Below are 21,633 nucleotides of genomic sequence, written 5' to 3'. Positions count from 1 at the left end.
GCCCGCCGTGACCGAGCTGTGGGGGACCGGCTGGGCCCGTCGGGCGGTGGTGATCGTCGCGTCCGACCAGGAGGAGTTCACGGCCCAGGCCGGCGCGGACCACAGCGGCGCGAACATTGCGGCGGTCGCGGTGTCCGACGCCGTCGTGCCCGGGTCGGACACGGTGACCGGGCAGCGGATCGTGTTCAGCCCGGCGTCGGCGGGCAGGCTCACCGAGGACACTCGGCGTTCGGTGCTCCGCCACGAGCTGACCCACATCGCGGCCCGGGCGGCGACCACGGACGGTTCGCCGCTGTGGATGCTCGAGGGCTTCGCGGACTACGCGGGTCACCGCGGTTCCGGAATCGGCGTGGCGGCGGCGGCGCCGACGGTGGCGGCCGCCGTGGCCGCCCACGGGCCGCCCGCCCGGCTGCCCTCGGACGCCGACTTCGCGGCGGGTGGGGACCGTGCGGTGGTGGCGTACGAGCTGGCATGGTCGGTGAACGCCTACATCGCCGACCGGTTCGGCGAATCCGCGCTGGGGGACCTGTACCACGCGCTGGCCACCGGTCCGGTCGACGCGATCACGCTGGACGGCCGCCTGCAGGGTGTTCTCGGACTGTCGAGCGCGGAACTGGTGTCCGGGTGGGGCACCTGGATGACCGAGCAGCTCTCCTGACCCCTACGGTGGACACATGCGGCGAACCCTGTTGGTGACGAACGATTTTCCGCCTCGACCGGGGGGAATTCAGTCCTACCTGCAGTCTTTCGCGACGGCACTGCCGCCGGACGAGCTGGTCGTCTACGCGCCGCGGTGGCGCGGCGACAGCCACACGAAGTTCGACGCGCGCCAGCCGTTCGAGGTGGTACGTCACCCCACGACGCTGATGCTGCCCACTCCGCTGGTGGCCCGCCGTGCGGCGAAGCTGGTCCGGTCGCACGGGTGCGACAGCGTCTGGTTCGGCGCCGCCGCGCCGCTGGCGTTGCTCGCGCCGGGCCTGCGCCGCGCGGGTGCGGAGCGGATCGTCGCGAGCACCCACGGCCACGAGGTGGGTTGGTCGATGCTGCCCGGCGCCCGGCAGGCGCTGCGCCGGATCGGCGGCACCACCGACACCGTCACCTTCGTCAGCAAGTACACCCGCCGTCGCTTTGCGGCGGCGTTCGGTGCCGACGCGGCTCTCGAACACCTGCCGCCGGGGGTCGACACCGAGGTGTTCCGCCCGGACCCGGCCGCTCGGGCGGAGCTGCGTGCCCGGTACGGCCTGGGCGAGCGGCCCACGGTCCTGTGCCTGTCCCGGCTGGTGCCGCGCAAGGGGCAGGACATGTTGATCAAGGCGCTGCCGACGATCCGGCGGTCCGTCGACGGTGCGGTGCTGGTGATCGTCGGCGGTGGCCCCTACGAGGGCGCGCTGCGGGCGCTGGCGCGCGAGCAGGGCGTCGAGGAGCACGTGGTGTTCACCGGGACCGTGCCGGCTGCGGAACTCGCTGCGCACCACACCATCGCGGACGTGTTCGCCATGCCGTGCCGGACCCGGGGCGCGGGGCTGGACGTGGAGGGCCTCGGGATCGTCTTCCTGGAGGCGTCGGCCACCGGCGTGCCGGTGATCGCCGGGCGGTCCGGCGGAGCGCCGGAGACGGTGCGGGAGAACGAGACCGGGCACGTCGTCGACGGAACCTCGGTGCGGGCGATCGCCGAGTCCGTGGTGTCGGTTCTCTCGGACCCCGACCGCGCCGCGGAGATGGGTGCGGCCGGTCGGCGTTGGGTGTCCGAGCAGTGGCGATGGGACACCCTGGCCGCCAAGCTGGCCGGCCTGCTGCACTGACCGCTTCGCGCCGGTGAGTCCTTCCCCCAAGGGGAACCGGACGGACTCACCGGCGGCGCGGCCGCCCTACTTCGAGTAGATGGCGTCGATGTCGGCGGCGAAGCTCTGGTGGATGACGTTGCGCTTGAGCTTGAGCGTCGGCGTGAGCTCGCCGGTGTCCTCGCTGAAGTCGACCGACAGGATCTTGTACTTCTTGATCGCCTCGGCGTGCGAGACCAGGGTGTTGGCCTCGGCGATCGCCGCGTCGACGTCGGCGACCAGGTCCGCGTCGGTGAGCAGTTCGGCCACGGTGGCCGCGGCGGGCTTGCCGTTGCGCTGCTTCCAGCCCGGCCACGCGTCCGGGTCGACGGTGATCAGGGCGCCGATGAACGGCTTCTGGTCGCCGACCACGATGGCCTGGCTGATCAGCGGGTGCGCGCGGAGCATGTCCTCGAGTTGCGCGGGCGCGACGTTCTTGCCGCCCGCGGTGACGATGATCTCCTTCTTGCGGCCGGTGATGGTGATGTAGCCCTCGGAGTCGACGGACCCGAGGTCGCCGGTGTGGAACCAGCCGTCCTCGATGGCGTCGGCGGTGGCCGCCTCGTTGCGCCAGTAGCCGGTGAAGACCACCGGACCGGAGAGCAGGATCTCGCCGTCCTCGGCGATCCGAACCGCGTTGCCGGCCAACGGCTTGCCCACGGTGCCGATCTTCTGGTTGCCGGGGGTGTTCACGGCGATCGCGGCGGTGGTCTCGGTGAGCCCGTAGCCCTCGTAGATGGTCACGCCAATGCCGCGGAAGAAGTGGCCGAGGCGGGCGCCGAGCGGGGCGCCGCCGGAGATCGCGAGCTGGCACTGGCCGCCGAGTGCGGCGCGCAGCTTGGAGTACACCAGCTTGTCGAACAGGGTGTGCTGGGCCTTGAGGATCAGGCCCGCGCCACCGGTGTCCTGGGCCTCGCTCCACTGCACGGCGATGTCGGCGGCCTTGTCGAAGATCTTGCCCTTGCCCTCGCCGTGCGCCTTCTGGCGTGCCGAGTTGTACACCTTCTCGAACACCCGGGGCACCGAGAGGATGAAGTCCGGCTTGAACTCGCCGAAGTTCGCCACCAGGTTCGGGATGTCGGCGGTGTGGCCGAGCGTGGCGCCGGCGTCGAACGCGCCGAGGCTGACCGCGCGGGCCAGCACGTGCGCCATCGGCAGGAACATCAGCGAGCGGCGGCCCGGCTGCAGCAGGCTGCCGAACCCGGAGGTGGTGATGCCCCGGGACTCGGCGATCAGGTTGCCGTGGGTGAGCTGACAGCCCTTGGGGCGGCCCGTGGTGCCGGAGGTGTAGATCAGGGTGGCCGGGTCGGCGGACCGGAGCGCGTCGGTGCGCGAGCGCACCTCCTCGTCGGCGACGTCCGCGCCCAGGGCGACGAGTTCCTCGACGGCACCGGCGGTGGCGTCGGCGCCCTCGATGCGCAACGTCCGGCGCAGGCTCGGTGCCTCCGCGGCGACGGTCTCGACGGTCCGCTCGTGCTCGGCGTTCTCGACGACGAGCAGGACGGCGGCGGAGTCCTCGAGGATCCAGCGCACCTGCTCGGCGGCCGAGGTCTCGTAGATCGGCACGGTGACGCCGCCCGCGGCCCAGATCGCGAAGTCGACCAGCGGCCACTCGTACCGGGTGGCAGACATCAGGCCGACCCGGTCGCCGGGCTGCACGCCGAGCGCGATCAGTCCCTTGGCGACGGCGGTGACCTGGGAGGCGAACTCGGCCGCGGTCACGTCGGCCCAGGTGCCGCCGGTCTGCCGCTTGAAGATCACCAGGTCGGGACGCTCGGCGGCGTGTTTGAACACCCCGTCCACCGCGGACGCGTCCTCGGGAACGATGAAAGTTGAGGGAACGCTGAACTCACGCACGAAGACCTCCGACGCAGCGGGCTGACGAGTGGGTACTGACGAGTAGCTTTGAACTTTGCATCCACTTTAACGCCTGCTGTTGCGCCCTGGACCACACCCGGTCTCGCGCATGTGTGAAGCTAGCCGGGTGAGCAGCATTCAGGTCGCGGACCAGACTTTCATCGCGGCGGAACCCGCCCTCGTCGCCGGGTGCCTCGGCGCGCCGTCCAAGTGGCGCCGCTGGTGGCCGGATCTCCGGCTCGGCGTCGGGGAAGACCGTGCCGAGAAGGGAATTCGCTGGACGGTGAACGGCCCGCTGACCGGCACCATGGAGGTCTGGCTCGAACCGGTGCTCGACGGCACCATCGTGCACTACTTCCTGCACGCCGAGCCGACCGGTTACGGACCCGCGGCCCTGGCGAAGTTCGACCTCGCGGCGGCGAACCGGGAGCGCCGGGTGGCGGGCAAGAACATGGCGTTCGAGGCCAAGCGTGAGCTCGAGGCCGGCCGGCCGGCCGGGGAGTCGCCCGCCGCGTACGCGGCCGCACGCGACTAACATCGCTGCCGGCAGCAGGGCGCTCCCGGCACCGGGAGAGCGTGCCGCCGCTCCGTCGGAGGGCGGGGCGGTCGAGGGACCGACGCGGTCGAGGGACCAGCGCAGTCGTGGGAAAGGAAGCGTCGCCAGCATGGCCGACAAGACCAACAGGTCGATCAGCATCGCCGCCGCACCGGAGCGGGTGATGGACGTGATCGCGGACTACGACGCATACCCGCAGTGGGTGGCCGCGGCGAAGTCGGTAGAGGTGCTCTCCGTCGGGGCGAACGGTCGGGCCGAGCAGGTCCGGTTCGTCCTGGACGCCGGGATGGTCAAGGACACCTACGTCCTCGAGTTCGACTGGGCCGCGGACGGCCGGTCGGTGCGCTGGGAGTTGGTCTCCGGCGAGATCCAGAAGGCGCAGTCCGGTTCCTACACCCTGGTCGGCGAGCCGGACGGGTCCACGACCGTCACCTACGAGCTCACCGTGGACCTGAACATCCCGATGATCGGCCTGTTCAAGCGCAAGGCGGAGAAGGCGATCACCGACACCGCGCTCAAGGAATTGAAGAAGCGGGTCGAGGGCTGACCGCGAACGACGCCGATGTGCGCTCCCAGGTGCAGTTCATCGTCGGCAAGGGTGGCGTCGGCAAGACGACGGTCGCCGCGGCGACCGCGGTAGCTCTGGCGCGCAGGGGGATTCGAGTCCTCGCCGTGTCCCTGGACCAGGCGCACTCGCTGGCCGACGTGTTCGGTGTCGGGCGACGCCCGGGCGACGCGGACTCGGTGACCTCAGTGGCGGACCGGATCGACGTCCTCGAACTCGACACACTCGCGCTGCTGGAGCGGCGGCTCGCGGTGCTCGCGGCGTTGGTGCCCGGCGACCACGACCACGAGCACGAGCACGGTGCGCCGCTCTCGCTGCCCGACCCGCAGGAACTGACCGGACTGCCCGGCGCCCAGGAACTGCTGGCGCTCGCCGAGGTGACCCGGTTGGCCGACTCCGGCGACTGGGACGTGGTGCTGGTGGACTGCCCGGCGACCGCGGACGCGCTGCGACTGCTCCAGGTGCCCGAGACGGTGGCCGACTACGTCGAGCGGATCTGGCCCCTGCACAGCCGCGCCCTGGTGGGTCCGTCGGCGCCGCAGTGGCAGCTGATCGCGGCCCTGCTGGTGGACCGTCTGGTCGCGTCGACGGTGCCGATTCGTGAGCTCCTGGCCGACGGCGCCCGCACCGGCGTCCGGCTGGTCGCCGGGGCGGGGACGGTGCCGCTGGCCGAGGCGCGCCGCACCGTCACCGCCCTCGCGCTGCTCGGCCTCCGGCTCGACGACGTGGTGGTGAACGGCCTTGCGCCGCAGGACGATCAGGCACCGGAGGCAGTCGCCGATGCGGCGGTGCCGCGCGGGTCCCGCGGTCGCCGCGCCGCTCAGGACGTGATGGTCGGGGAGCTGCGCGCGAGCCTCGCGGCGGTGACCGTGCGCACCGCGGACGAGTGCGCGAGCGAGCCGGTAGGGTTGGAGCCTCTCGCGACGCTGGCCGACGCGCTGTTCCCTGCCGTCACGGCACCGCGGCCCGGAGACACGCCGGCGGCGGGGCGGGAGAACACGGTGGTACTCGAGTCGGGATCGGGGGTGGAGTCGGTGTACGCGTTGCGCCTGCCACTGCCGTTGGCCGACCCGTCCACCGTGACCCTCGGCAGGGTCGAGGACGACCTGGTGGTCGGTGCCGCGGGGCTGCGCCGCCGGGTGCGGCTGGCGTCGGTGCTGCGCCGCTGCGTGACTGTCGGGGCTGACTTCGAGGGCGACGACCTGGTGGTCCGCTTCCAGCCGGACCCGCAGGTGTGGCCGCAGTGAGCGGGGACCACACCGAACTGATGGTGGAACTGCGCGCGCTGACGCTCGCCGCGCTGGACCGCCTCGAGCCGATGCTCGAACCGCTCCTCGAACGTGCGGCAGAAGCGGCGGGCGAGACCCCCGGAACGGCCGGGCAGGCGGACCCCGCGGGGTCCGGTGCCGCCGTTTCTGGGTCGTCCCCTGCGCCGTCCGGCTGCAAGTGGTGCCCGGTGTGCGCCCTGGCGGCGTTGGCTCGCGGGGAACAGCACGACCTGCTCACCCTGCTGGCCTCGCAGGCCGTCGCCCTGCTCGCGTTGATCCGAGCGCTGCTCGAACAGCACGGGCAGCGGCCGGGGCCGGACGGTGACGACGGCGGGATCGGCGGGGTTGGCGACGGCGAACCGCCGCCACCTCGACCGCGCGGATTCGTCCCGATCGTGGTTCGTGTCGAGGACAATCGCTGAGCATGGGCGCACTCGAGGAGGGTCCGGCGCTGACGGTCGGTATCGACGTCGGCGGCACCAGCATTCGCGCCTCGGTCGTCGCGTCCGACGGCGAGGTACTCGACTCGGTACAGGCGCCGACCCCGCAGTCGGCGCGGGCACTCGAGGACGGGCTGGACCGCGCCGTTCGGGAACTGGCCGGCCGGCACCGGATCGGCGCGGTGGGGCTCGCGGTGGCCGGGTTCATCGACCTCGAACGCACCACGGTTCGGTTCGCGCCGCACCTGCCGTGGGTCGACGCACCGGTGGCCCGGGACCTGGGGGACCGACTCGGGTTGCCGGTGGTCCTCGAACACGACGGCAACGCCGCGGCGTGGGCCGAGTACCGGTTCGGCGCCGCGTCCGGCGGGCACAACGTGGTGACCGTGGCCATCGGCACGGGGATCGGGGCGGCGCTGCTGATCGACGGCGCCCTGTACCGCGGCAGTCACGGCGTGGCACCGGAGCTCGGCCACCTGCAGGTGGTGCCGGACGGTCGCCCGTGCTCGTGCGGCAAGCGTGGATGCTGGGAAAGATATTGCAGTGGAACGGCTCTGGTGGACACCGCCATCGAGATGCTGGCTGCCAACCCGGCGGACTCGACGGTGCTGGCACGGGAGGTGGCCCGCGACCCCGGCTCGCTGACCGGGCGCAGGGTGGCGGGCGCCGCGCAGGACGGCGACGGGGTCGCGCTGCGGGCGATTGCCGACTTCTCGCACTGGCTCGGCGTCGGTCTCGCGATGGTCAGCGACATCTTCGACCCCGATCTGGTGGTGATCGCGGGCGGCGTGGCGAGCTCGTCGGCGCTGTTCCTGGACGACGCCCGTGAGCGGTACGCGGGCCTGGTCACCGGGGCCGGCCACCGTCCGCTCGCCCGGATCAGGGCCACCCAGCTCGGTGAGGCCGCCGCGATGATCGGCGCCGCCGAACTCGCCCGCTGCATGCTCTGAACGCCGGGCGGGAGTGGGTGTGATCCTGCCGGCCGCCGCCGCCCGCTGTGGCGGCCTTCACGGCTGCTCGGTACAGTCAGCAGCAGCGAAAACACAGTGTGAGCACGGTTGACTTCGGGAAGGTGCCATGTGGTACTGGCTGTTCAAATACGTCCTTCTCGGACCGATTCTCTACGTGCTCGGGCGCCCCACAATCGAAGGGGCAGAGCACCTTCCGACTGACGGGCCCGCGATTCTCGCCAGCAACCACCAGGCCGTGGTCGACTCGTTCTACCTGCCGATGCGGTCGCCGCGGCGGATCACCTTCCTGGCCAAGAGCGAGTACTTCACCGGCGCCGGACTCAAGGGCAGATTCCAGAAGTGGTTCTTCTCCGCGCTGGGGCAGGTGCCGATCGACCGGACCGGCGCCGACGCCGCCGGCGACGCGCTGAAGGCGGGTCTCCAGGTGCTCGCCGACGGCAAGCTGCTCGGCATCTACCCGGAGGGCACGCGGTCCCCGGACGGACGGCTGTACAAGGGCAAGACGGGCATGGCCCGGATGGCGCTGCAGGCGGGCGTCCCGGTCATCCCGGTGGCGATGATCGGCACCGACAAGCTCAACCCGATCGGTTCGCGGCTGCCGCGGCCCGGAAAGATCGTGATCCGGGTCGGCCCGCCGCTCGACTTCTCCCGGTTCAACGGCATGGGCGGAAACCGGTTTGTCGAGCGGGCGGTCACCGACGAGGTGATGTACACGCTGATGAAGCTCTCGGGTCAGGAGTACGTCGACGTGTACGCGGCCACGCTCCGGAACAAGGTTCCTGCCGAGCCGGCGCCCCGACCGGACGCCGCACGCATCCCGGACGTCGAGGCGAGCTGAGCGAGTCCGGCCCGGCGCGGACCGTCAGCTGACGCGGACCAGTTCGGGGTCCTCGTCCGCGGACTCCGCCGGCAGCGGGTCGGCGGCGTGGGCCGGTGCCAGGGGCACGACCGCGACCAGCACCAGGGTGGCCAGGCCCCACCACACGTACGACGACGCCAGGAACTGGTCCCACAGCGGCCAGCCGAGTCCGCTGGTCCGGCCGGGCGCCAGCCGCCAGTGCGGTGCGATCACGAACAGGGCGATGCCCGTGAGCGTCCATGTCGCCCACAGTGCCCGGTGCCGGAGCTCGTTGTCCGCCGACCGCCCGGCGTCGCGCCGGGCGAGGGCCAGGTGCCCGCACACCGCGAGCATCGGGACCACCCACACCCAGTGGTGCGACCACGAGACCGGCGAAGCCAGCAGCCCGAACATCGCGGTCGTGGTGAGTGCGAGCGCGGGTCGTCCGGCCGCGAAGGACCGGCGCACGGCGACGACGGTGATCGCCAGGGCCAGCAGGCAGCCCACTACCCACAGCGGGGAACGCAGGGCCGGGTCGAGGCCGAGCCGTGCCAGCATGCCGGTGATCGACTGGTTCGCCGGGTAGGCGGGCAGCCCGATCCGGCCGGAGTCCACCAGCGTCTCGGTCCAGTAGGTCTTCGCGTCGGAGAAGGACACCGCGAACCCGATCGCGACGCCCGCGAGGAAGCCGACGCCGGTCATGAGCGTGGCGCGGAAGTCCTTGCGCAGCAGGAAGAACAGTACGAACACCGCGGGCGTCAACTTCACCGCCGCGACCAGACCGACTACCAGTCCGCGGGGCCACGGTGTCTTCGGCAGCAGGCAGTCCGCCACGACCAGGGCCATCAGCACGATGTTGACCTGGCCGTAGTCGAGCGTCGAGTACACCGGCTCGAGCAGCAGCGCGCCGGCGAACAGGGCGCCGGCCGTCCACGTCATGGTGGTGCGGTCGACCAGCCCGAGGGATCGCAGGGTCAACAGGATCGACCCGACGAGGAAGACCAGGGACGTCGCCGTCAACGCGAGGCTGGCGTGGTCGAGGGTCAGCGCCGACATCGGGCTGAACAGGATCGCGGCGAGCGGCGGGTAGGTGAACGGCAGTGGCTTGCCCAGGGCGGTGGCCGGGAGGTGGCCGTACAGCGGCACGCCGTGCGCCAGCGCGGTGCCGCCGATCCGGTAGACGTCCAGGTCGATCCGGTAGTAGCTGCCGACCTGACGCAGCCAGGGGAAGCCGACCAGGTTGTAGGCCACTCCGACGGTCACCGCCGTCAGCACGGCCAGGCGGGCGGTCAGTGACCTCGGCCAGGTCGACCAGGTCGGCCGGGTGTCGGGGGAAGCATCGGTGCCGCCGTGGTCCCGGGCGGGGGATTCGGCGGTGCGGGCGGCTGCGGTCCCAGTGTCAGGGGCGGTCGGCACCAGTCATCCTTCGGTTCGGGGGCGGTCGTACTCCCAGTGTGCATGGCGCATAGGCTGCTCGTGTGCGCTATTTCTACGACTGCGAGTTCATCGAGGATGGTCGCACAATCGACCTGGTCTCGATCGGTGTGGCTGCCGAGGACGGACGAGAGTTCTACGCCGTGTCCACCGAGTTCGACCGCTCCCGTGCGGGAAAGTGGGTCCGCGCGAACGTGCTGCCGAAGCTGCCGCAGCCGTCGTCGCCGCTGTGGCGCTCGCGCGAACAGATCCGCAACGACCTGCTCAAGTTCCTGATCCCGAGGCCGGGCATCACGCCCGAGCTGTGGGCCTGGGTCGCCGCCTACGACCACGTGGCGCTGTGCCAGCTGTGGGGTGACATGACCGCACTGCCACAGGCGATGCCGCGGTTCACTCGCGAGCTCAAGCAGTACTGGGAGGAGGCCGGGTCGCCGGCGCTGCCGTCCGCGCCGAGTGACGCGCACGACGCGCTCGCCGACGCGCGGCACAACCTGGTGAAGTACGAGGCGATCCGGGCGTCGCTGACGCTGCGCTGACACGCAACCGGTACGGGAAACTGCCCCTTCGTGACGGCGGAACCGGGGAATGAATATCCTGTATGAGTGAACTGGACTGTCGACGTGCCGATCGACCGCTTGCCCGAACTCCCGCCGCTGCCCGCAGCGATGCGCCAGCAGCTCGACGAGGCGCTGAGCAAGCCCGCCGCCCAGCAGCCGTCGTGGCCGCAGGACCAGGCGGCCGCGATGCGCACCGTGCTCGAGAGCGTGCCGCCCATCACCGTCGCCAGCGAGGTGGAGGCCCTGCAGGCCCAGCTCGCCGGCGTCGCGCGCGGCGAGGCCTTCCTGCTGCAGGGCGGTGACTGCGCGGAGACGTTCGCGGACAACACCGAGCCGCACATCAAGGGCAACATCCGCACCCTGCTGCAGATGGCCGTGGTGCTGACCTACGGCGCGAGCCTGCCGGTGGTGAAGGTCGCCCGGATCGCCGGCCAGTACGCCAAGCCGCGTTCGTCGGACGTCGACTCGCTGGGGCTCAAGTCCTACCGCGGCGACATGGTCAACTCGCTCGTCGCCGACGAGGCCGTGCGCGCGCACGACCCGTCGCGGTTGGTGCGTGCCTACGCCAACGCCAGCGCCGCGATGAACCTGGTGCGTGCGCTCACCGGCGCCGGCATGGCCGACCTGCACAAGGTGCACGACTGGAACCGCGAGTTCGTCGCGTCGTCGCCGGCCGGTGCCCGCTACGAGTCGCTGGCCACCGAGATCGACCGCGGCCTGCAGTTCATGAACGCCTGCGGGGTCACCGACCCGACCCTGCACCAGGCCCAGATCTTCGCCAGTCACGAGGCGCTCGTGCTCGACTACGAGCGCGCGATGCTGCGACTGGACAACGACGACGACCACCCGAAGCTGTACGACCTGTCGGCGCACTTCCTGTGGATCGGTGACCGCACCCGTCAGCTCGACGGTGCCCACATTGCGTTCGCCGAGCTGGTGTCGAACCCGATCGGCCTCAAGATCGGGCCGACCACGACGCCCGAGATGGCGGTCGAGTACGTCGAGCGTCTCGACCCGACGAACAAGCCCGGTCGGCTGACGCTGATCTCGCGGATGGGCAACGGCAAGGTCCGCGACCTGCTGCCCCCGATCATCGAGAAGGTGCAGGCCACCGGTCACCAGGTGATCTGGCAGTGCGATCCGATGCACGGCAACACCCACGAGGCGTCGACGGGGTACAAGACCCGTCACTTCGACCGCATCGTCGACGAGGTGCAGGGCTTCTTCGAGGTCCACAACGGCATGGGCACCCATCCGGGCGGCATCCACGTCGAGCTGACCGGCGAGAACGTCACCGAGTGCCTCGGCGGCGCGCAGGACATCTCCGACCTGGACCTGTCCGGTCGCTACGAGACCGCGTGCGACCCACGGCTGAACACCCAACAGTCCCTCGAACTGGCCTTCCTGGTCGCCGAGATGCTGCGAGGCTGACGCCTCGGACCTGATGTCCACCCTTCGGCCGCGAGCATCGTGATGCTCGCGGCCGAAGTTGTTTCCAGAGCCGGTGCGCGGCTACTCGGCGGCGATGGCTCAGCTTCTCGGAGATCGGTCAGGCCGGGCCATGGGTGTGCGGTCGTGTAGGCCGGTTTCGCTACATACGGCCGCCGATCGCGCCTTCGGGGGCGATGCGGTCGATCGCGACCAGATCCTCGTCGGTGAGTACCAGATCGGCAGCCGCGATGTTCTGCTCGATCCGAGCCGGGTTGCGGGAGCCCGGGATCGGGACGATGTAGTCCTGGCGAGCCAAGTGGGATGCCAACGAGAGCTGGGCCAGGGTGGCGTCCTTGCGGCGGGCGAGTGCGGTGAGTTCGTCGACGATCGAGAGGTTGGCGGCGAAGTTCTCCGGGGCCCACCAGGGGATGTGCTGACGGAAGTCGTTGGCGTCGTAGTGCTCGCGGGAGGCGACCGCACCGCTGAGGAAGCCGCGGGCCAGCGGCGAGTAGGCGACAAAGCCGACACCGAGTTCCTCCAGGACGGGGAAGAGGGACTCGACCTCGCGCGCGAAGATCGAGTACTCGGTCTGCAGTACCGAGATCGGATGCACTGCATGTGCGGCGCGGATGGTGGCCTCGTCGGCTTCGGACAGCCCCAGATACTTGACCTTGCCGGCCTCGACGAATTCCTTCATCGTGCCGACCACGTCCTCGATGGGCACGTTCGGGTCGGGACGGTGCTGGTAGAGCACGTCGATCGTGTCGACGCCGAGATTGCGCAGGCTGGCGTCGACGACCTCACGGATGTGGCCGGGTCGCGAGTCGAACCCGAACGTGGGCGTGAAGCCGAACTTCGTGGCGATGACGACGTCGTCGCGCACCGGTGCCAATGCTCGGCCGAGCAGCTTCTCGCCCTCTCCCCAGCCGTACATCTCGGCGGTGTCGAACATCGTCACTCCGAGATCGTGTGCCCTGCGGATGGCGGCGATCGACTCGTTGTCGTCGGTCGGGCCGTAGCCGATGGCTGTGCCCATCGCGCCGTAGCCGAGGGCGGAGACGGTCAGACCTTGTTTGCCGAGCGTGCGCTTTTCCATGGATTCCCTTTCGATGGTTGTCAGCCTCGGCCCAATCTGTCAGAGACTGACAACTTTGTCCATGTATGCTGCCCTCGTGGAAAGTTCCTCGACACCGACCTCGGGTTTGCGCGACATCACCCGAGAGGCCGTGCGCACGCGCATTTCCGAGGTCGCGGTTGACCTGTTCGCCGAGCGCGGCTTCGACTCGGTCACCGTCGAGCAGATCGCCGCCGCGGTCGGTATCTCTGCCCGAAGCTTCCATCGCTACTTCCCGGCCAAGGAAGACGCGGTCATCGGGGACCTGACCCGCTGGGGCGAGTTCGTCCGTGACGCCCTCGCCTCGCGGCCGGCCGATGAACCTGCTCTGGTCTCGCTGCGGATCTCCTTCGAATCCCTGCTGTCTCAACCGCGCGGCGACGAGGACGAGCAACGTAGCAAGCGGACCATGCGCGTGCTCACCAGCACCGCGTCTCTCCGTGCCCGAAATCTCGAGAAGCATCTGGGCTGGGCGAACATGCTTGTTCCCGTCGTGCAGGCACGTCTGGCCGGTGACTATGCGGACCTACGAGCGCAGACACTCGTGCAGGCCGCACTCGCCTGCTTCGACATCGCTCTGACCACCTGGGCTGATTCCGAGAGCGCGGACGCGGTCGAACTCCTGCGCCGATCCTTCGACACACTCGCCGCCGAGTAAGAGACACAGCCCCGCCCGCTGGCGTTCTTCGCCCCGGTGTCACGGCCCGGCCCCGCTCCGAATGTCGGTGACCCGCGTTACGTTCACACCGTCGCGAGAGGAGTCGCGGACATGACCATCGGAGTGAGGAGATCGCCATGAAGATCACTGAAGCGGAACTCGGCGCGCCGTGTTGGGCCGAACTCGCCACCACCGACGTCCCGGCCGCCGGGTCCTTCTACGGGGCGCTGCTCGGCTGGCGAGCGGAGACCGATCCGCGGCCGGAGGCCGGCGGCTACACGATGATGAAACTGGGTGAGGACCCGGTGGCGGCTGCGAGTCCCCAGTACCAGGAGGGGCAGCCGGTGGCGTGGACGATGTCGGTCGCGGTTGCCGATGCGGACGCGACGGCCAAGTCGGCGAGGGACGCCGGCGGGGCGGTGCTGATGGAGCCCATGGACATCTTCGACCAGGGGCGGTTCGCGGTGCTGGCGGACCCGACCGGAGCGGTGTTCTCGGTCTGGCAGGCACGGGAGTTCTACGGCGCCACCCGGCTCAACGAGACCGGTGCGCTGTGCTGGGTAGAGCTGCGAACTCCCGAACCCGCTGCCGCGCAGGCGTTCTACACCACGGTCTTCGGCTGGTCGGTGAACCCCGGTGACGGCTACACCCAGTGGGGGATCGCCGGTCAGGACTTCGGCGGCATGATGGAGATGGGCGCCGACTTCCCGGCGGGGATCCCGCCGCACTGGGCGCTCTACTTCGGTGTCGACGACGTGGACGCCACGGTCGCGCAGGCCGCCGAGCTGGGCGGCGCGGTACATGTCCCCGGCACCGACATCCCGGGCACCGGGCGGTTCGCAGTTCTCACCGATCCGCAGGGTGGCGCCTTCGCGGTGTACACCCCGTTGGCCTGAGCCGACGACAGTGCTGAGCGGACGAAGCCCAGGCCGGGCGCGACTCCGGTCTGGGCGGTGTGGTCGGGTGCGGCGTCAGCCCGTGACCGGTCGCGCGATCATGCGCACGGCACCTCGCGCGGATGCGCCGGGTCGAGGGCGTTGAGCACCAGGTACCCCGCGCGCTTGGAATCGGTGAGGGCGGTGTGGTCCGAGTCGTCCTTTTCGCAGCCGTCCTGGACGACGATGTTGGTGACGTCGTCGCCGGGTAGGCCGGGCAGCATGCCCTGAGTGAAGGGCACCACCTGCTCGTCGTACCGCGTGCCGATGTTGGTGTACCTGATGCCCTCGACGTAGGGGGTGCCGCCGGCGTTGACCTTGTCCACCAGCTTGGCTCCGGCGGCAAACTGGCCGCAGGCCTGGCAGATCGGGAAGGCGGTGTCCGGCAACCCGAACCGGTCGAACAGTCCCGGAAGTTTTTCTGCGCCAAGTGCTTTGGTGCCCAGCCAGAGGGGGGCCAGTGACACGTCGTTGGTGATCTTCGAGTGGCCGCCGAGCACCTTCGCGTAGTAGCCCGTCGCGATCGTGCCCTGCGAATGCCCCACGATGTCCACCGTCGACGCGCCCGTAGCGGCGAGGACCCGATCGACGAAGGCGCCGATCTCCTGCGCGCTGCCCTCGATCGGCCGCATCCCGCCGACCGCCGAGATGGGCCACGGTCCGGGGATGGCGCCGTAGGTCAGGGCGAACACGCAGTACCCGGCGTTCTTGAGCATCGGAACGAATGCGCCCCAGGTGATCTGCGCTCCGCCCGTCGTACCGTGCACCAGTACCACCGGCCTCGGATGCTCCGCGGTGGGCCTGCAGCCGAAGTCGTTGGACCCGGGCAGCGAACCGCCCGGGCTCGACAGCTCCTGGAGGACGCCCACGAGCTCGTCGTACTTCTCGGGGAGCGGTTCGGCGTTAGCCACGACGGTTCCGGCCGACAACACCAACGCGACCAGCGTGAGCAGGAATACCGCGGGGCTCGAGGCCCGGAACAAGGACGCTCGCAACCAGGACGCTCGCAACACTGTGCCTCCGACTGTTGTACTGGGGCGCTGAACCTAGCAACTGTTGCGGTGGCGGGTGCGCGGAACTACGGGAGTGCGACCAGGTTCACGGTGGTACCGGGCTTGACGCGTTCGCCGGGTCCGGGTTTTTGCGAGATGACCAGGGACCGATCGGTCTCGGTGACCTGCCGGATCTTGACCTTCAGTCCGAGCTGGGTCAGCTCGTCGCGGGCCGAGCCGACCGTCCGGCCCAGCATCGAGGGCACCTTGACCGCCGTGGAGACGGTCAGCGTCACGGCTGAGCCGGCGCCGACCTCGGTCCCCGAAGCGGGGTCGGTGCCGACGACGTCACCGGCGTCGACCCCCGCGTCGAACACCTCACGGGTGTCCGTCACGGTGATGCCGAGGCCGTCCAACGCGGCCCGGGCCTCGTCCGCGGACTTGCCGCGGAGGTCGGGCAGATGCACTGGCGGCGAGCCCTTGCTGCGGACGAGTCGCACCTGCGAGCCGACGTCCAGGGCGGTGCCCGGGCCCGGGTCGAGGGCCGCGACCCCGCCGGACGGAACCTTGGTGCTGAACGCCTCGCCGCCCTCGGCGGGGACGAACGTGCGCTCGCGCAGGGCCTGCTCGATCCGCGACCTGTCGCCGCCGATCAGGTCGGGGACCGTCGGCCGGCCCAGCGAAACCTTCAGCGCGACGGTGCCGCCCCGGGCGACGCGTGACCCGGCGGCCGGTTCGGTGCCCAGCAGGGCGTCGGCCGGCGCCGCGTTGTCGTACGTCCCGCGGATCTGGGTCTCGAGCCCGGCGGACTGGATCGTGGAGGTGGCCGCGGCACGGTTGAGTCCGTCGACCGCGGGCACCGCCACGTAGCGACCCGATCCCATCCACCAGCCGCCGACGCCGACCGCCACGGCGAGGGCCAGGATCACCGTCAGCCAGACCAACATGGTGCGGCGGGACTTGCGGCGTTCCGCGGCGAAGTCCGGGAACTCGTACTGGGCCGAGTCGCGGCGCTGCTGCCGGGTCGCGGTGGTGGGCGGCTGGGAACCCTGCTCGCTCACCGCGTCGTGGTAGCCGTCGTCGCGTGGCGTCGCGGTGGTGACCACCTTGGTGTGCTGCAGTCCGGTGTTCGCGGCGCCGCGCTGTGCGGGGACGGCGGTCGTCGCCGCGGCAGACCCGTTGACCTCGGTGGGTGCCGCCGCGTCGAGACGGGGCGAGACCGCGCCCGCCACCTGCATGGCGGCACTGAGATGCTGCGCGGAGCGCCGGGGTGCGGGCACCCGGTACGCCGGCAGCTGCAGCTGGCCGCACACCGCGCGCAGCGCCGCCGACATCTCCGCGGCGTTGGTGAAACGATCGTCCGGGTCACGGGCCGTGGCGTCGAGCACCAGCCGGTCGAACTCCTCGGGCACGCCGGGCACCACGGTCCCGGGCGCAGGCACGTCGGCGTTGATCCGCTGGTACGCGATCGAGAGCGAGGTGTCCCCGGTGAAGGGCGTCTGGCCGGTGAGCATCTCGAACAGCAGCACGCCGGTGGCGTACACGTCGCTGCGGGCGTCGGAGTTTCCGCTGGTCACCTGCTCGGGGGAGAGGTAGGCGGCGGTGCCGAGGATCACGCTGCTGGACGTGGCGTTGGACCCGGCGACGGCGCGGACCAGGCCGAAGTCGGCGATCTTCACCTCGCCCGAATCGGAGATGAGGATGTTCTCCGGTTTGATGTCGCGGTGGACCAGCCCCGCCCGGTGCGCCACGGCCAGGCCGTCGAGCACGGGTCCGGTGACGGCCGCGGCGGCGTGCGGGGGCATCGGGCCACGCTCGCGGAGCAGTTCGCGCAGCGTGCCGCCCGCCACCAACTCCATCACCAGGAAGGCGTGCTCGCCGTCGACGCCCTGGTCGTACACCGCGACCAGGCCGGGATGGCTCAGCCGCGCGACGGCCCGCGCCTCGAACTCGAAGCGGGCCACGAACTGCGGGTCGTGGGCGAACTTGGGATCCATCACCTTGATCGCCACCGGCCGGTCCAGGCGGGTGTCGACACCGCGGTAGACCATCGACATGCCGCCGCGCGCGATCGGGGCGTCCACCCGATAGCGCCGGTCCAACAGCATGCCGATCAGTCGCTGATCTCCTGGCCCCACCCGCGAGTACCCCATTTCACGTTGACAACGTCCGCATCGATCGTAGCCAGCGCCGCCCACGGGTGTCTGCGCCGTGCTCCGCAGTGGAGTTGTCCCCGGCCTGCACCTACCGCCTCCCGCGGGCCGGGCCCGACCCGATACCGTTACCGGTGTGAGTGCCATTCCTTATTGCGACGACGTCCTCGACCCGTCAGTCGACGTACTGCAGCTTCCCGACGTGTCGAAGATCCTCCGCGTCGCGGTGACCCGCGTGCACCAGATGCTCCGCGACGGCGAGCTGGTCGCGGTCCGCCGGAACGGCGTGATCGCGGTGCCGTCGGAGTTCTTCACCGAGACCGGCGAGGTGGTCCGTTTCCTGCCCGGCCTGCTGGTGGTGCTGCGCGACGGCAACTTCAGCGACGAGGAGATCCTGCGCTGGCTGTTCACCGAGGACGACTCCCTGCCGGGGACCCCGGTGTCGGTGCTGCACACCGACCACGCCCGCGAGATCGTCCGGCGCGCCCAGGCGATGGGGTTCTAGTCCGGCACTAGCGTCTTGGGTCATGACATCCCTCGAAGGCAAGGTCGTCCTCATCACCGGCGGAGCCCGCGGAGTCGGTGCGGAGGTGGCCCGCCGCATGCGCAGGCGTGGGGCGAAGCTCCTGCTCACCGACCTGGACGCCACCGCCCTGACGGCTCTGGCCACCGAACTCGGTGGTGACGAGCACGTGGTGTCGGTGGTCGCCGACGTCTGCGACCTGGCGTCGATGCAGGCCGCGGTGGCGCGCGGCGTGGCCCGCTTCGGCGGACTGGACATCGTGGTCGCGAACGCCGGGATCGCCAGTTACGGCTCCGTCATGGCCGTCGACCCGGCCGTGTTCCGGAAGGTGCTGGACGTGAACGTCGTGGGCGTCTTCCACACCGTCCGCGCCGCCCTGCCCTCGATCGTCGAACGCCGGGGCTACGTCCTGGTGGTCTCGTCCCTGGCTGCGTACACCGCGAGTCCGGGTCTGGCCGCTTACCACGCGTCGAAGGCGGGAGCGGAGTACTTCGCCAACACGCTGCGGCTCGAGGTCGCGCACCTGGGCGTGGACGTCGGGTCCGCGCACATGGCGTGGATCGACACCCCGCTCGTCCAGGAGGCGAAGGCCGACCTGCCCGCCTTCCGGAAGATGCTCGCCGCACTACCCGGCCCGTTGAGTAAGACCACTTCGGTCGAGGCCTGCGGGCGACGCTTCGAGAAGGGGATCGAGAAGCGGGCGAGCCGGATCAACGTCCCCGGCTGGGTCGGTGCCCTGCGCTGGGTGCGGCCGCTGGTGCAGACCCGGCTCGCCGAACGGGACATCCGACGGGTCACCCCTGCGCTGTTGCCGGAGATGGACGCCGAGGTGGCGGCGCTGGGCCGCTCGCTCAGTGCCCGCACCGAGGCACTCGAGGGACCGAAGTCCGACTAGTCCCCGGCCCGCCCGCGCACGGCGGCCACGGCACCGTCGAGCAGTCGCGGCGCGACCAGCGCGAGTCGTCGCCGGCGGGGCACCACGGCCCGCCGGTCGAGGACCCGGAAGCCGCTCGTCTCGATCTCGCCGAGGATCGCCGAGTACAGCTCGAAGGCCGCGACCATCCCGGGCCGGGCCCGCGGTTCGAGCATGGCCAGTCCCGGGCGGGCGCGACGGTAGAGGGCCCGGTTCACGCACACGAAGTGCGCGAGCGCGCGTTCGATCCGGGGGTCGGAGCGGCCGGTGTCGCGACAGTGCCGCAGCAGGTCCGCATCGACCCCGAACGCCGCCAGGTCCTCCGCGGGCAGGTACACCCGCCCGCGCGCCAGGTCCTCACCGACGTCGCGGATGAAGTTGGTGAGCTGGAACGCCTCGCCGAGCGCCGCCGCCGGGGGTTCGGCCTCCGCGCGCGGGGTGACGGTGCCGAGCACCGGCAGCATCTGCAACCCGATCGCGGCGGCGGAACCGTGCATGTACTCGCGTAGCTGCGCCATCGTGGCGTACTCGGCGCGGTAGCCGGGGGCGCCGGGCAGGTCCATCCGCATGGCGTCGAGGAAGGCGGTGAAGTGGTCGAGCGAGATCTCGTACCGGGTGATCGTGTCCGCGACCGCCACGACCACGGGCCGGACCCGCGCGGGCGTGGCACCGTCCCCGGCAGCGCCGTCGAGAGCACTCTTGTCGAGAGCACAGCGCAGTTCCGCCTCGATGCGGTCGAGTTCGGCCAGGCAGTCCGTCACCGGCCGGCCGCACACCGCGTCGACGTCCACCACGTCGTCGACGGTCCGGGCGAACCCGTACAGCGCGTGCACCGCCGGTCGGTCGCGGGCGGGCAGCAGCCGGGTCGCGAGGAAGTAGCTCTTGCCGTGTTCGGCCGCCAACTCCCGGCAGTGCAGGTAGGCGGCGTCGAGGGGGCCGGGGTTCACGGCGTCGCGGTCACCGCGGGAGTGTCCGGGGTGGCCTCGGCGTGCTGGCGCACCGACCGGAGCCGCAGCGGGTCGACGGTCACCAGCGACTTGGCCGCGACCACCGCCGCGAAGGTCGCCAGCAGCACGTGCGGCAGCGTGTACAGACCGATCGAGCCGTCCGGTTGGAACACCAGCATGAGCCACGTCGACAGACCGACCAGCACCATCAGGGTGGTGGTGGACATGGCGAAGCCGGCGGCCACGGCGAGGGGCCACGAGTAGTACCAGGGCAGTGCGGCGGGGGAGAGCACCACGATGGCGACCAGGGCCACCAGGATGCCGAGCACGGCCTGCCGCGGGGTGGTGCGGAAACGCCACCAGACGTAGACCAGGATCCCGGCCAGCGCGACGGCGCACAGCATGCGGGTCACCTCGAGCACCGGGGCCAGGGTCAGCCCGGTGAACCACGAGGTGCCCACGGTGACCACGTGCGCCATGATCGTCGGCAGCGAGAGCCAGTTGATGATCTTCGCCGAGCCGGACAGCGCCGTGAGCCAGCCGATCCCGACGCCCGCGATCAGCGAGGCCGCCGCGAAGACGCCCGCGAACACGGCAAACCCGGCGCCCGCGGTCCGGGCGAACAGCGCGACCGGCCCGGCGGGCTCGCGGCCCTCGGCCTTGGCGCGGTCGCGTTCGTGGATCATCCAGATCCACACCAGGAACGGCAACGCGATGCCGGCCATCGCCTTGACGGCGACGCCGACCGCGACCACCGCGATGCCGGCCACGTGGCGCTTGTCGAGGACCAGGGTGATGCCCGCGGTCATCAGACCGACCATCAGCATCTCGTTGTGCACCCCGCCGATCAGGTGGATCAGCACCAGCGGATTGAGCACGGCCAGCCACAGCGCGATGGCCGGGTTGCCGCCGAGCTGGCGGGCCAGCCGCGGCAGCGCCCACATCGACAGCGCCAGACCGGGCAGCATCGTCAGCCGCAGCAGCATGGTGCCCGCGACGACGTTGTCGCCGGTGATCGAGGTGATGCCCTGGCCGAGCAGCAGCGCGATCGGCCCGTAGGGCGCGGTGGTGGTGGTCCAGACGTTGCTGACGTTGTCGAGCAGCACCCCGGGATTGGCCACCGGTCCCACCGAGTAGGGGTCGAAACCGTCGCGCAGCAGCGCGCCCTGCGCCAGGTAGGAGTAGGCGTCGCGGCTGAACATCGGGACGGCCAGCAGCATCGGCGCGGTCCAGATCGGCACGATCACCAGCAGGTCGCGCACGCTCACCCGGCCGCCGAGGGTGCTGCGACCGAGCCGCACCCACGCGGCGATCATCAACAGCACGCCGATCCACACGATCGCCGTGGAGAGCACCAGCCCGTGGCCGAACCGCAGCCAGGACAGGTGCAGGGCCTCGAGCAGCGGGTCACGGCGCCGGATGCTGCCGGAGCCGAAACCGCCGAAGGTGATCATCACGGCGCCCACGAGGCCGAGGAGGGCCGCATGTCCGGCCTCGCTGCGGACGAACAACGCAGCTTCGCGGAGGCGCCCCGGGGGTGAGGCCGCGTCCGGGCTGTCGACCACGGTCCCGTCGGCAGTGGGAGTGCGAAGCGTCATCGGTGCGGATCTTCCCCCAAGGTTGCGCGCTGACTGACTCCCGGCCGACGGGACTCGCTCGGC

20 protein-coding genes and 1 pseudogene are annotated in these 21,633 nt (G+C 70.8%); 14 read left to right on the top strand and 7 right to left on the bottom strand.

Annotation, left to right across the window (positions count from 1 at the left end):
* Nucleotides 1-658, top strand: a pseudogene (locus tag RT2_RS25980) (hypothetical protein); the annotation flags it as partial.
* Between the two features lie 16 nt (nucleotides 659-674).
* Entirely contained in the window at nucleotides 675-1,802 is a 1,128-nt protein-coding gene (locus tag RT2_RS18690) for a glycosyltransferase family 4 protein (protein WP_072846295.1), read from the top strand.
* Nucleotides 1,803-1,868: 66 nt separating this feature from the next.
* Here the strand turns inward: RT2_RS18690 and RT2_RS18685 are convergent, their stop codons facing one another.
* Entirely contained in the window at nucleotides 1,869-3,677 is a 1,809-nt protein-coding gene (locus tag RT2_RS18685) for an AMP-dependent synthetase/ligase (protein WP_072846294.1), read from the bottom strand.
* A 127-nt stretch (nucleotides 3,678-3,804) separates the two neighbouring features.
* On the opposite strand from RT2_RS18685, the gene RT2_RS18680 reads away from it, so the two are divergent.
* From RT2_RS18680 to RT2_RS18655, 6 genes are all read left to right on the top strand, one after another.
* The gene (locus tag RT2_RS18680) at nucleotides 3,805-4,212 is read left to right on the top strand and encodes a polyketide cyclase / dehydrase and lipid transport (RefSeq protein WP_092776368.1); all 408 of its coding nucleotides are present in this window, start codon (nucleotides 3,805-3,807) and stop codon (nucleotides 4,210-4,212) included.
* Between the two features lie 130 nt (nucleotides 4,213-4,342).
* Nucleotides 4,343-4,780, top strand: coding sequence for an SRPBCC family protein (locus RT2_RS18675; protein WP_072846292.1), 438 nt, complete (start codon nucleotides 4,343-4,345; stop codon nucleotides 4,778-4,780).
* A gap of 17 nt (nucleotides 4,781-4,797) precedes the next feature.
* On the top strand, nucleotides 4,798-6,045 hold the full coding sequence (locus RT2_RS18670; protein WP_245709500.1) for an ArsA family ATPase: 1,248 nt from the start codon (nucleotides 4,798-4,800) through the stop codon (nucleotides 6,043-6,045).
* Entirely contained in the window at nucleotides 6,042-6,488 is a 447-nt protein-coding gene (locus RT2_RS18665; protein ID WP_072846311.1) for a hypothetical protein, read from the top strand. Before RT2_RS18670 ends, RT2_RS18665 begins: the two co-directional genes overlap by 4 nt.
* 2 nt (nucleotides 6,489-6,490) lie before the next feature.
* Nucleotides 6,491-7,456, top strand: coding sequence for an ROK family protein (locus RT2_RS18660; RefSeq protein ID WP_072846291.1), 966 nt, complete (start codon nucleotides 6,491-6,493; stop codon nucleotides 7,454-7,456).
* Nucleotides 7,457-7,583: 127 nt separating this feature from the next.
* Nucleotides 7,584-8,315, top strand: a complete 732-nt coding sequence (locus tag RT2_RS18655; RefSeq protein WP_072846290.1) for a lysophospholipid acyltransferase family protein — start codon at nucleotides 7,584-7,586, stop codon at nucleotides 8,313-8,315.
* A gap of 24 nt (nucleotides 8,316-8,339) precedes the next feature.
* Here the strand turns inward: RT2_RS18655 and RT2_RS18650 are convergent, their stop codons facing one another.
* Nucleotides 8,340-9,731 carry a glycosyltransferase 87 family protein gene (locus RT2_RS18650; protein WP_072846289.1) on the bottom strand — a complete coding sequence of 464 codons (1,392 nt, stop codon included), beginning with the start codon at nucleotides 9,729-9,731 and terminating at the stop codon, nucleotides 8,340-8,342.
* 62 nt (nucleotides 9,732-9,793) lie between these two features.
* Here RT2_RS18650 and RT2_RS18645 point away from each other — a divergent pair, with 62 nt between their 5' ends.
* Nucleotides 9,794-10,285 carry a polyadenylate-specific 3'-exoribonuclease AS gene (locus tag RT2_RS18645; protein WP_072846288.1) on the top strand — a complete coding sequence of 164 codons (492 nt, stop codon included), beginning with the start codon at nucleotides 9,794-9,796 and terminating at the stop codon, nucleotides 10,283-10,285.
* Between the two features lie 66 nt (nucleotides 10,286-10,351).
* A complete protein-coding gene (locus RT2_RS18640; protein WP_072846287.1) occupies nucleotides 10,352-11,737 on the top strand; it encodes a class II 3-deoxy-7-phosphoheptulonate synthase in 1,386 nt (461 codons plus the stop codon).
* A gap of 160 nt (nucleotides 11,738-11,897) precedes the next feature.
* On the opposite strand, the gene RT2_RS18635 is transcribed toward RT2_RS18640, so the two are convergent.
* Nucleotides 11,898-12,833, bottom strand: a complete 936-nt coding sequence (locus RT2_RS18635; RefSeq protein ID WP_072846286.1) for an aldo/keto reductase — start codon at nucleotides 12,831-12,833, stop codon at nucleotides 11,898-11,900.
* Between the two features lie 13 nt (nucleotides 12,834-12,846).
* On the opposite strand from RT2_RS18635, the gene RT2_RS18630 reads away from it, so the two are divergent.
* Nucleotides 12,847-13,509, top strand: coding sequence for a TetR family transcriptional regulator (locus tag RT2_RS18630; RefSeq protein WP_169888442.1), 663 nt, complete (start codon nucleotides 12,847-12,849; stop codon nucleotides 13,507-13,509).
* Between the two features lie 137 nt (nucleotides 13,510-13,646).
* A complete protein-coding gene (locus RT2_RS18625; protein ID WP_072846284.1) occupies nucleotides 13,647-14,405 on the top strand; it encodes a VOC family protein in 759 nt (252 codons plus the stop codon).
* Between the two features lie 98 nt (nucleotides 14,406-14,503).
* Here the strand turns inward: RT2_RS18625 and RT2_RS18620 are convergent, their stop codons facing one another.
* Nucleotides 14,504-15,355, bottom strand: a complete 852-nt coding sequence (locus tag RT2_RS18620; RefSeq protein WP_245709499.1) for an esterase/lipase family protein — start codon at nucleotides 15,353-15,355, stop codon at nucleotides 14,504-14,506.
* A 167-nt stretch (nucleotides 15,356-15,522) separates the two neighbouring features.
* A complete protein-coding gene (gene pknB, locus RT2_RS18615; protein WP_371851185.1) occupies nucleotides 15,523-17,574 on the bottom strand; it encodes a Stk1 family PASTA domain-containing Ser/Thr kinase in 2,052 nt (683 codons plus the stop codon).
* Between the two features lie 151 nt (nucleotides 17,575-17,725).
* On the opposite strand from pknB, the gene RT2_RS18610 reads away from it, so the two are divergent.
* Nucleotides 17,726-18,094, top strand: a complete 369-nt coding sequence (locus tag RT2_RS18610; protein WP_072846282.1) for an Rv2175c family DNA-binding protein — start codon at nucleotides 17,726-17,728, stop codon at nucleotides 18,092-18,094.
* Nucleotides 18,095-18,116: 22 nt separating this feature from the next.
* Nucleotides 18,117-19,007, top strand: a complete 891-nt coding sequence (locus RT2_RS18605) for an SDR family oxidoreductase (RefSeq protein ID WP_072846281.1) — start codon at nucleotides 18,117-18,119, stop codon at nucleotides 19,005-19,007.
* Here RT2_RS18605 and RT2_RS18600 read toward each other — a convergent pair.
* Complete coding sequence (locus RT2_RS18600) at nucleotides 19,004-19,972, bottom strand: phytoene/squalene synthase family protein (RefSeq protein WP_072846280.1); 969 nt, start codon at nucleotides 19,970-19,972, stop codon at nucleotides 19,004-19,006. The genes RT2_RS18605 and RT2_RS18600 overlap by 4 nt on opposite strands.
* On the bottom strand, nucleotides 19,969-21,570 hold the full coding sequence (locus RT2_RS18595) for an alpha-(1->6)-mannopyranosyltransferase A (protein WP_083577475.1): 1,602 nt from the start codon (nucleotides 21,568-21,570) through the stop codon (nucleotides 19,969-19,971). Before RT2_RS18595 ends, RT2_RS18600 begins: the two co-directional genes overlap by 4 nt.
* Between the last annotated feature and the right edge of the window lie 63 nt (nucleotides 21,571-21,633).

Origin of the sequence: Rhodococcus tukisamuensis NBRC 100609, from assembly GCF_001894985.1 — a bacterium.
GTDB classification, from domain to species: Bacteria; Actinomycetota; Actinomycetes; order Mycobacteriales; family Mycobacteriaceae; genus Rhodococcus_G; species Rhodococcus_G tukisamuensis.
Note: the sequence above shows the minus strand (reverse complement) of the source record. Positions and strands in the feature narration are given on the sequence as shown.

What these genes read in the sequence shown, in the direction of transcription:
- RT2_RS18690 (WP_072846295.1), top strand. Translation starts at nt 675, where the DNA reads ATGCGGCGAACCCTGTTGGTGACGAACGATTTTCCGCCTCGACCGGGG.
- RT2_RS18675 (WP_072846292.1), top strand. Translation starts at nt 4,343, where the DNA reads ATGGCCGACAAGACCAACAGGTCGATCAGCATCGCCGCCGCACCGGAG.
- RT2_RS18660 (WP_072846291.1), top strand. Translation starts at nt 6,491, where the DNA reads ATGGGCGCACTCGAGGAGGGTCCGGCGCTGACGGTCGGTATCGACGTC.
- RT2_RS18655 (WP_072846290.1), top strand. Translation starts at nt 7,584, where the DNA reads ATGTGGTACTGGCTGTTCAAATACGTCCTTCTCGGACCGATTCTCTAC.
- RT2_RS18635 (WP_072846286.1), bottom strand. Translation starts at nt 12,833, where the DNA reads ATGGAAAAGCGCACGCTCGGCAAACAAGGTCTGACCGTCTCCGCCCTC.
- RT2_RS18630 (WP_169888442.1), top strand. Translation starts at nt 12,847, where the DNA reads ATGGTTGTCAGCCTCGGCCCAATCTGTCAGAGACTGACAACTTTGTCC.
- RT2_RS18625 (WP_072846284.1), top strand. Translation starts at nt 13,647, where the DNA reads ATGAAGATCACTGAAGCGGAACTCGGCGCGCCGTGTTGGGCCGAACTC.
- RT2_RS18605 (WP_072846281.1), top strand. Translation starts at nt 18,117, where the DNA reads ATGACATCCCTCGAAGGCAAGGTCGTCCTCATCACCGGCGGAGCCCGC.
- RT2_RS18595 (WP_083577475.1), bottom strand. Translation starts at nt 21,570, where the DNA reads ATGACGCTTCGCACTCCCACTGCCGACGGGACCGTGGTCGACAGCCCG.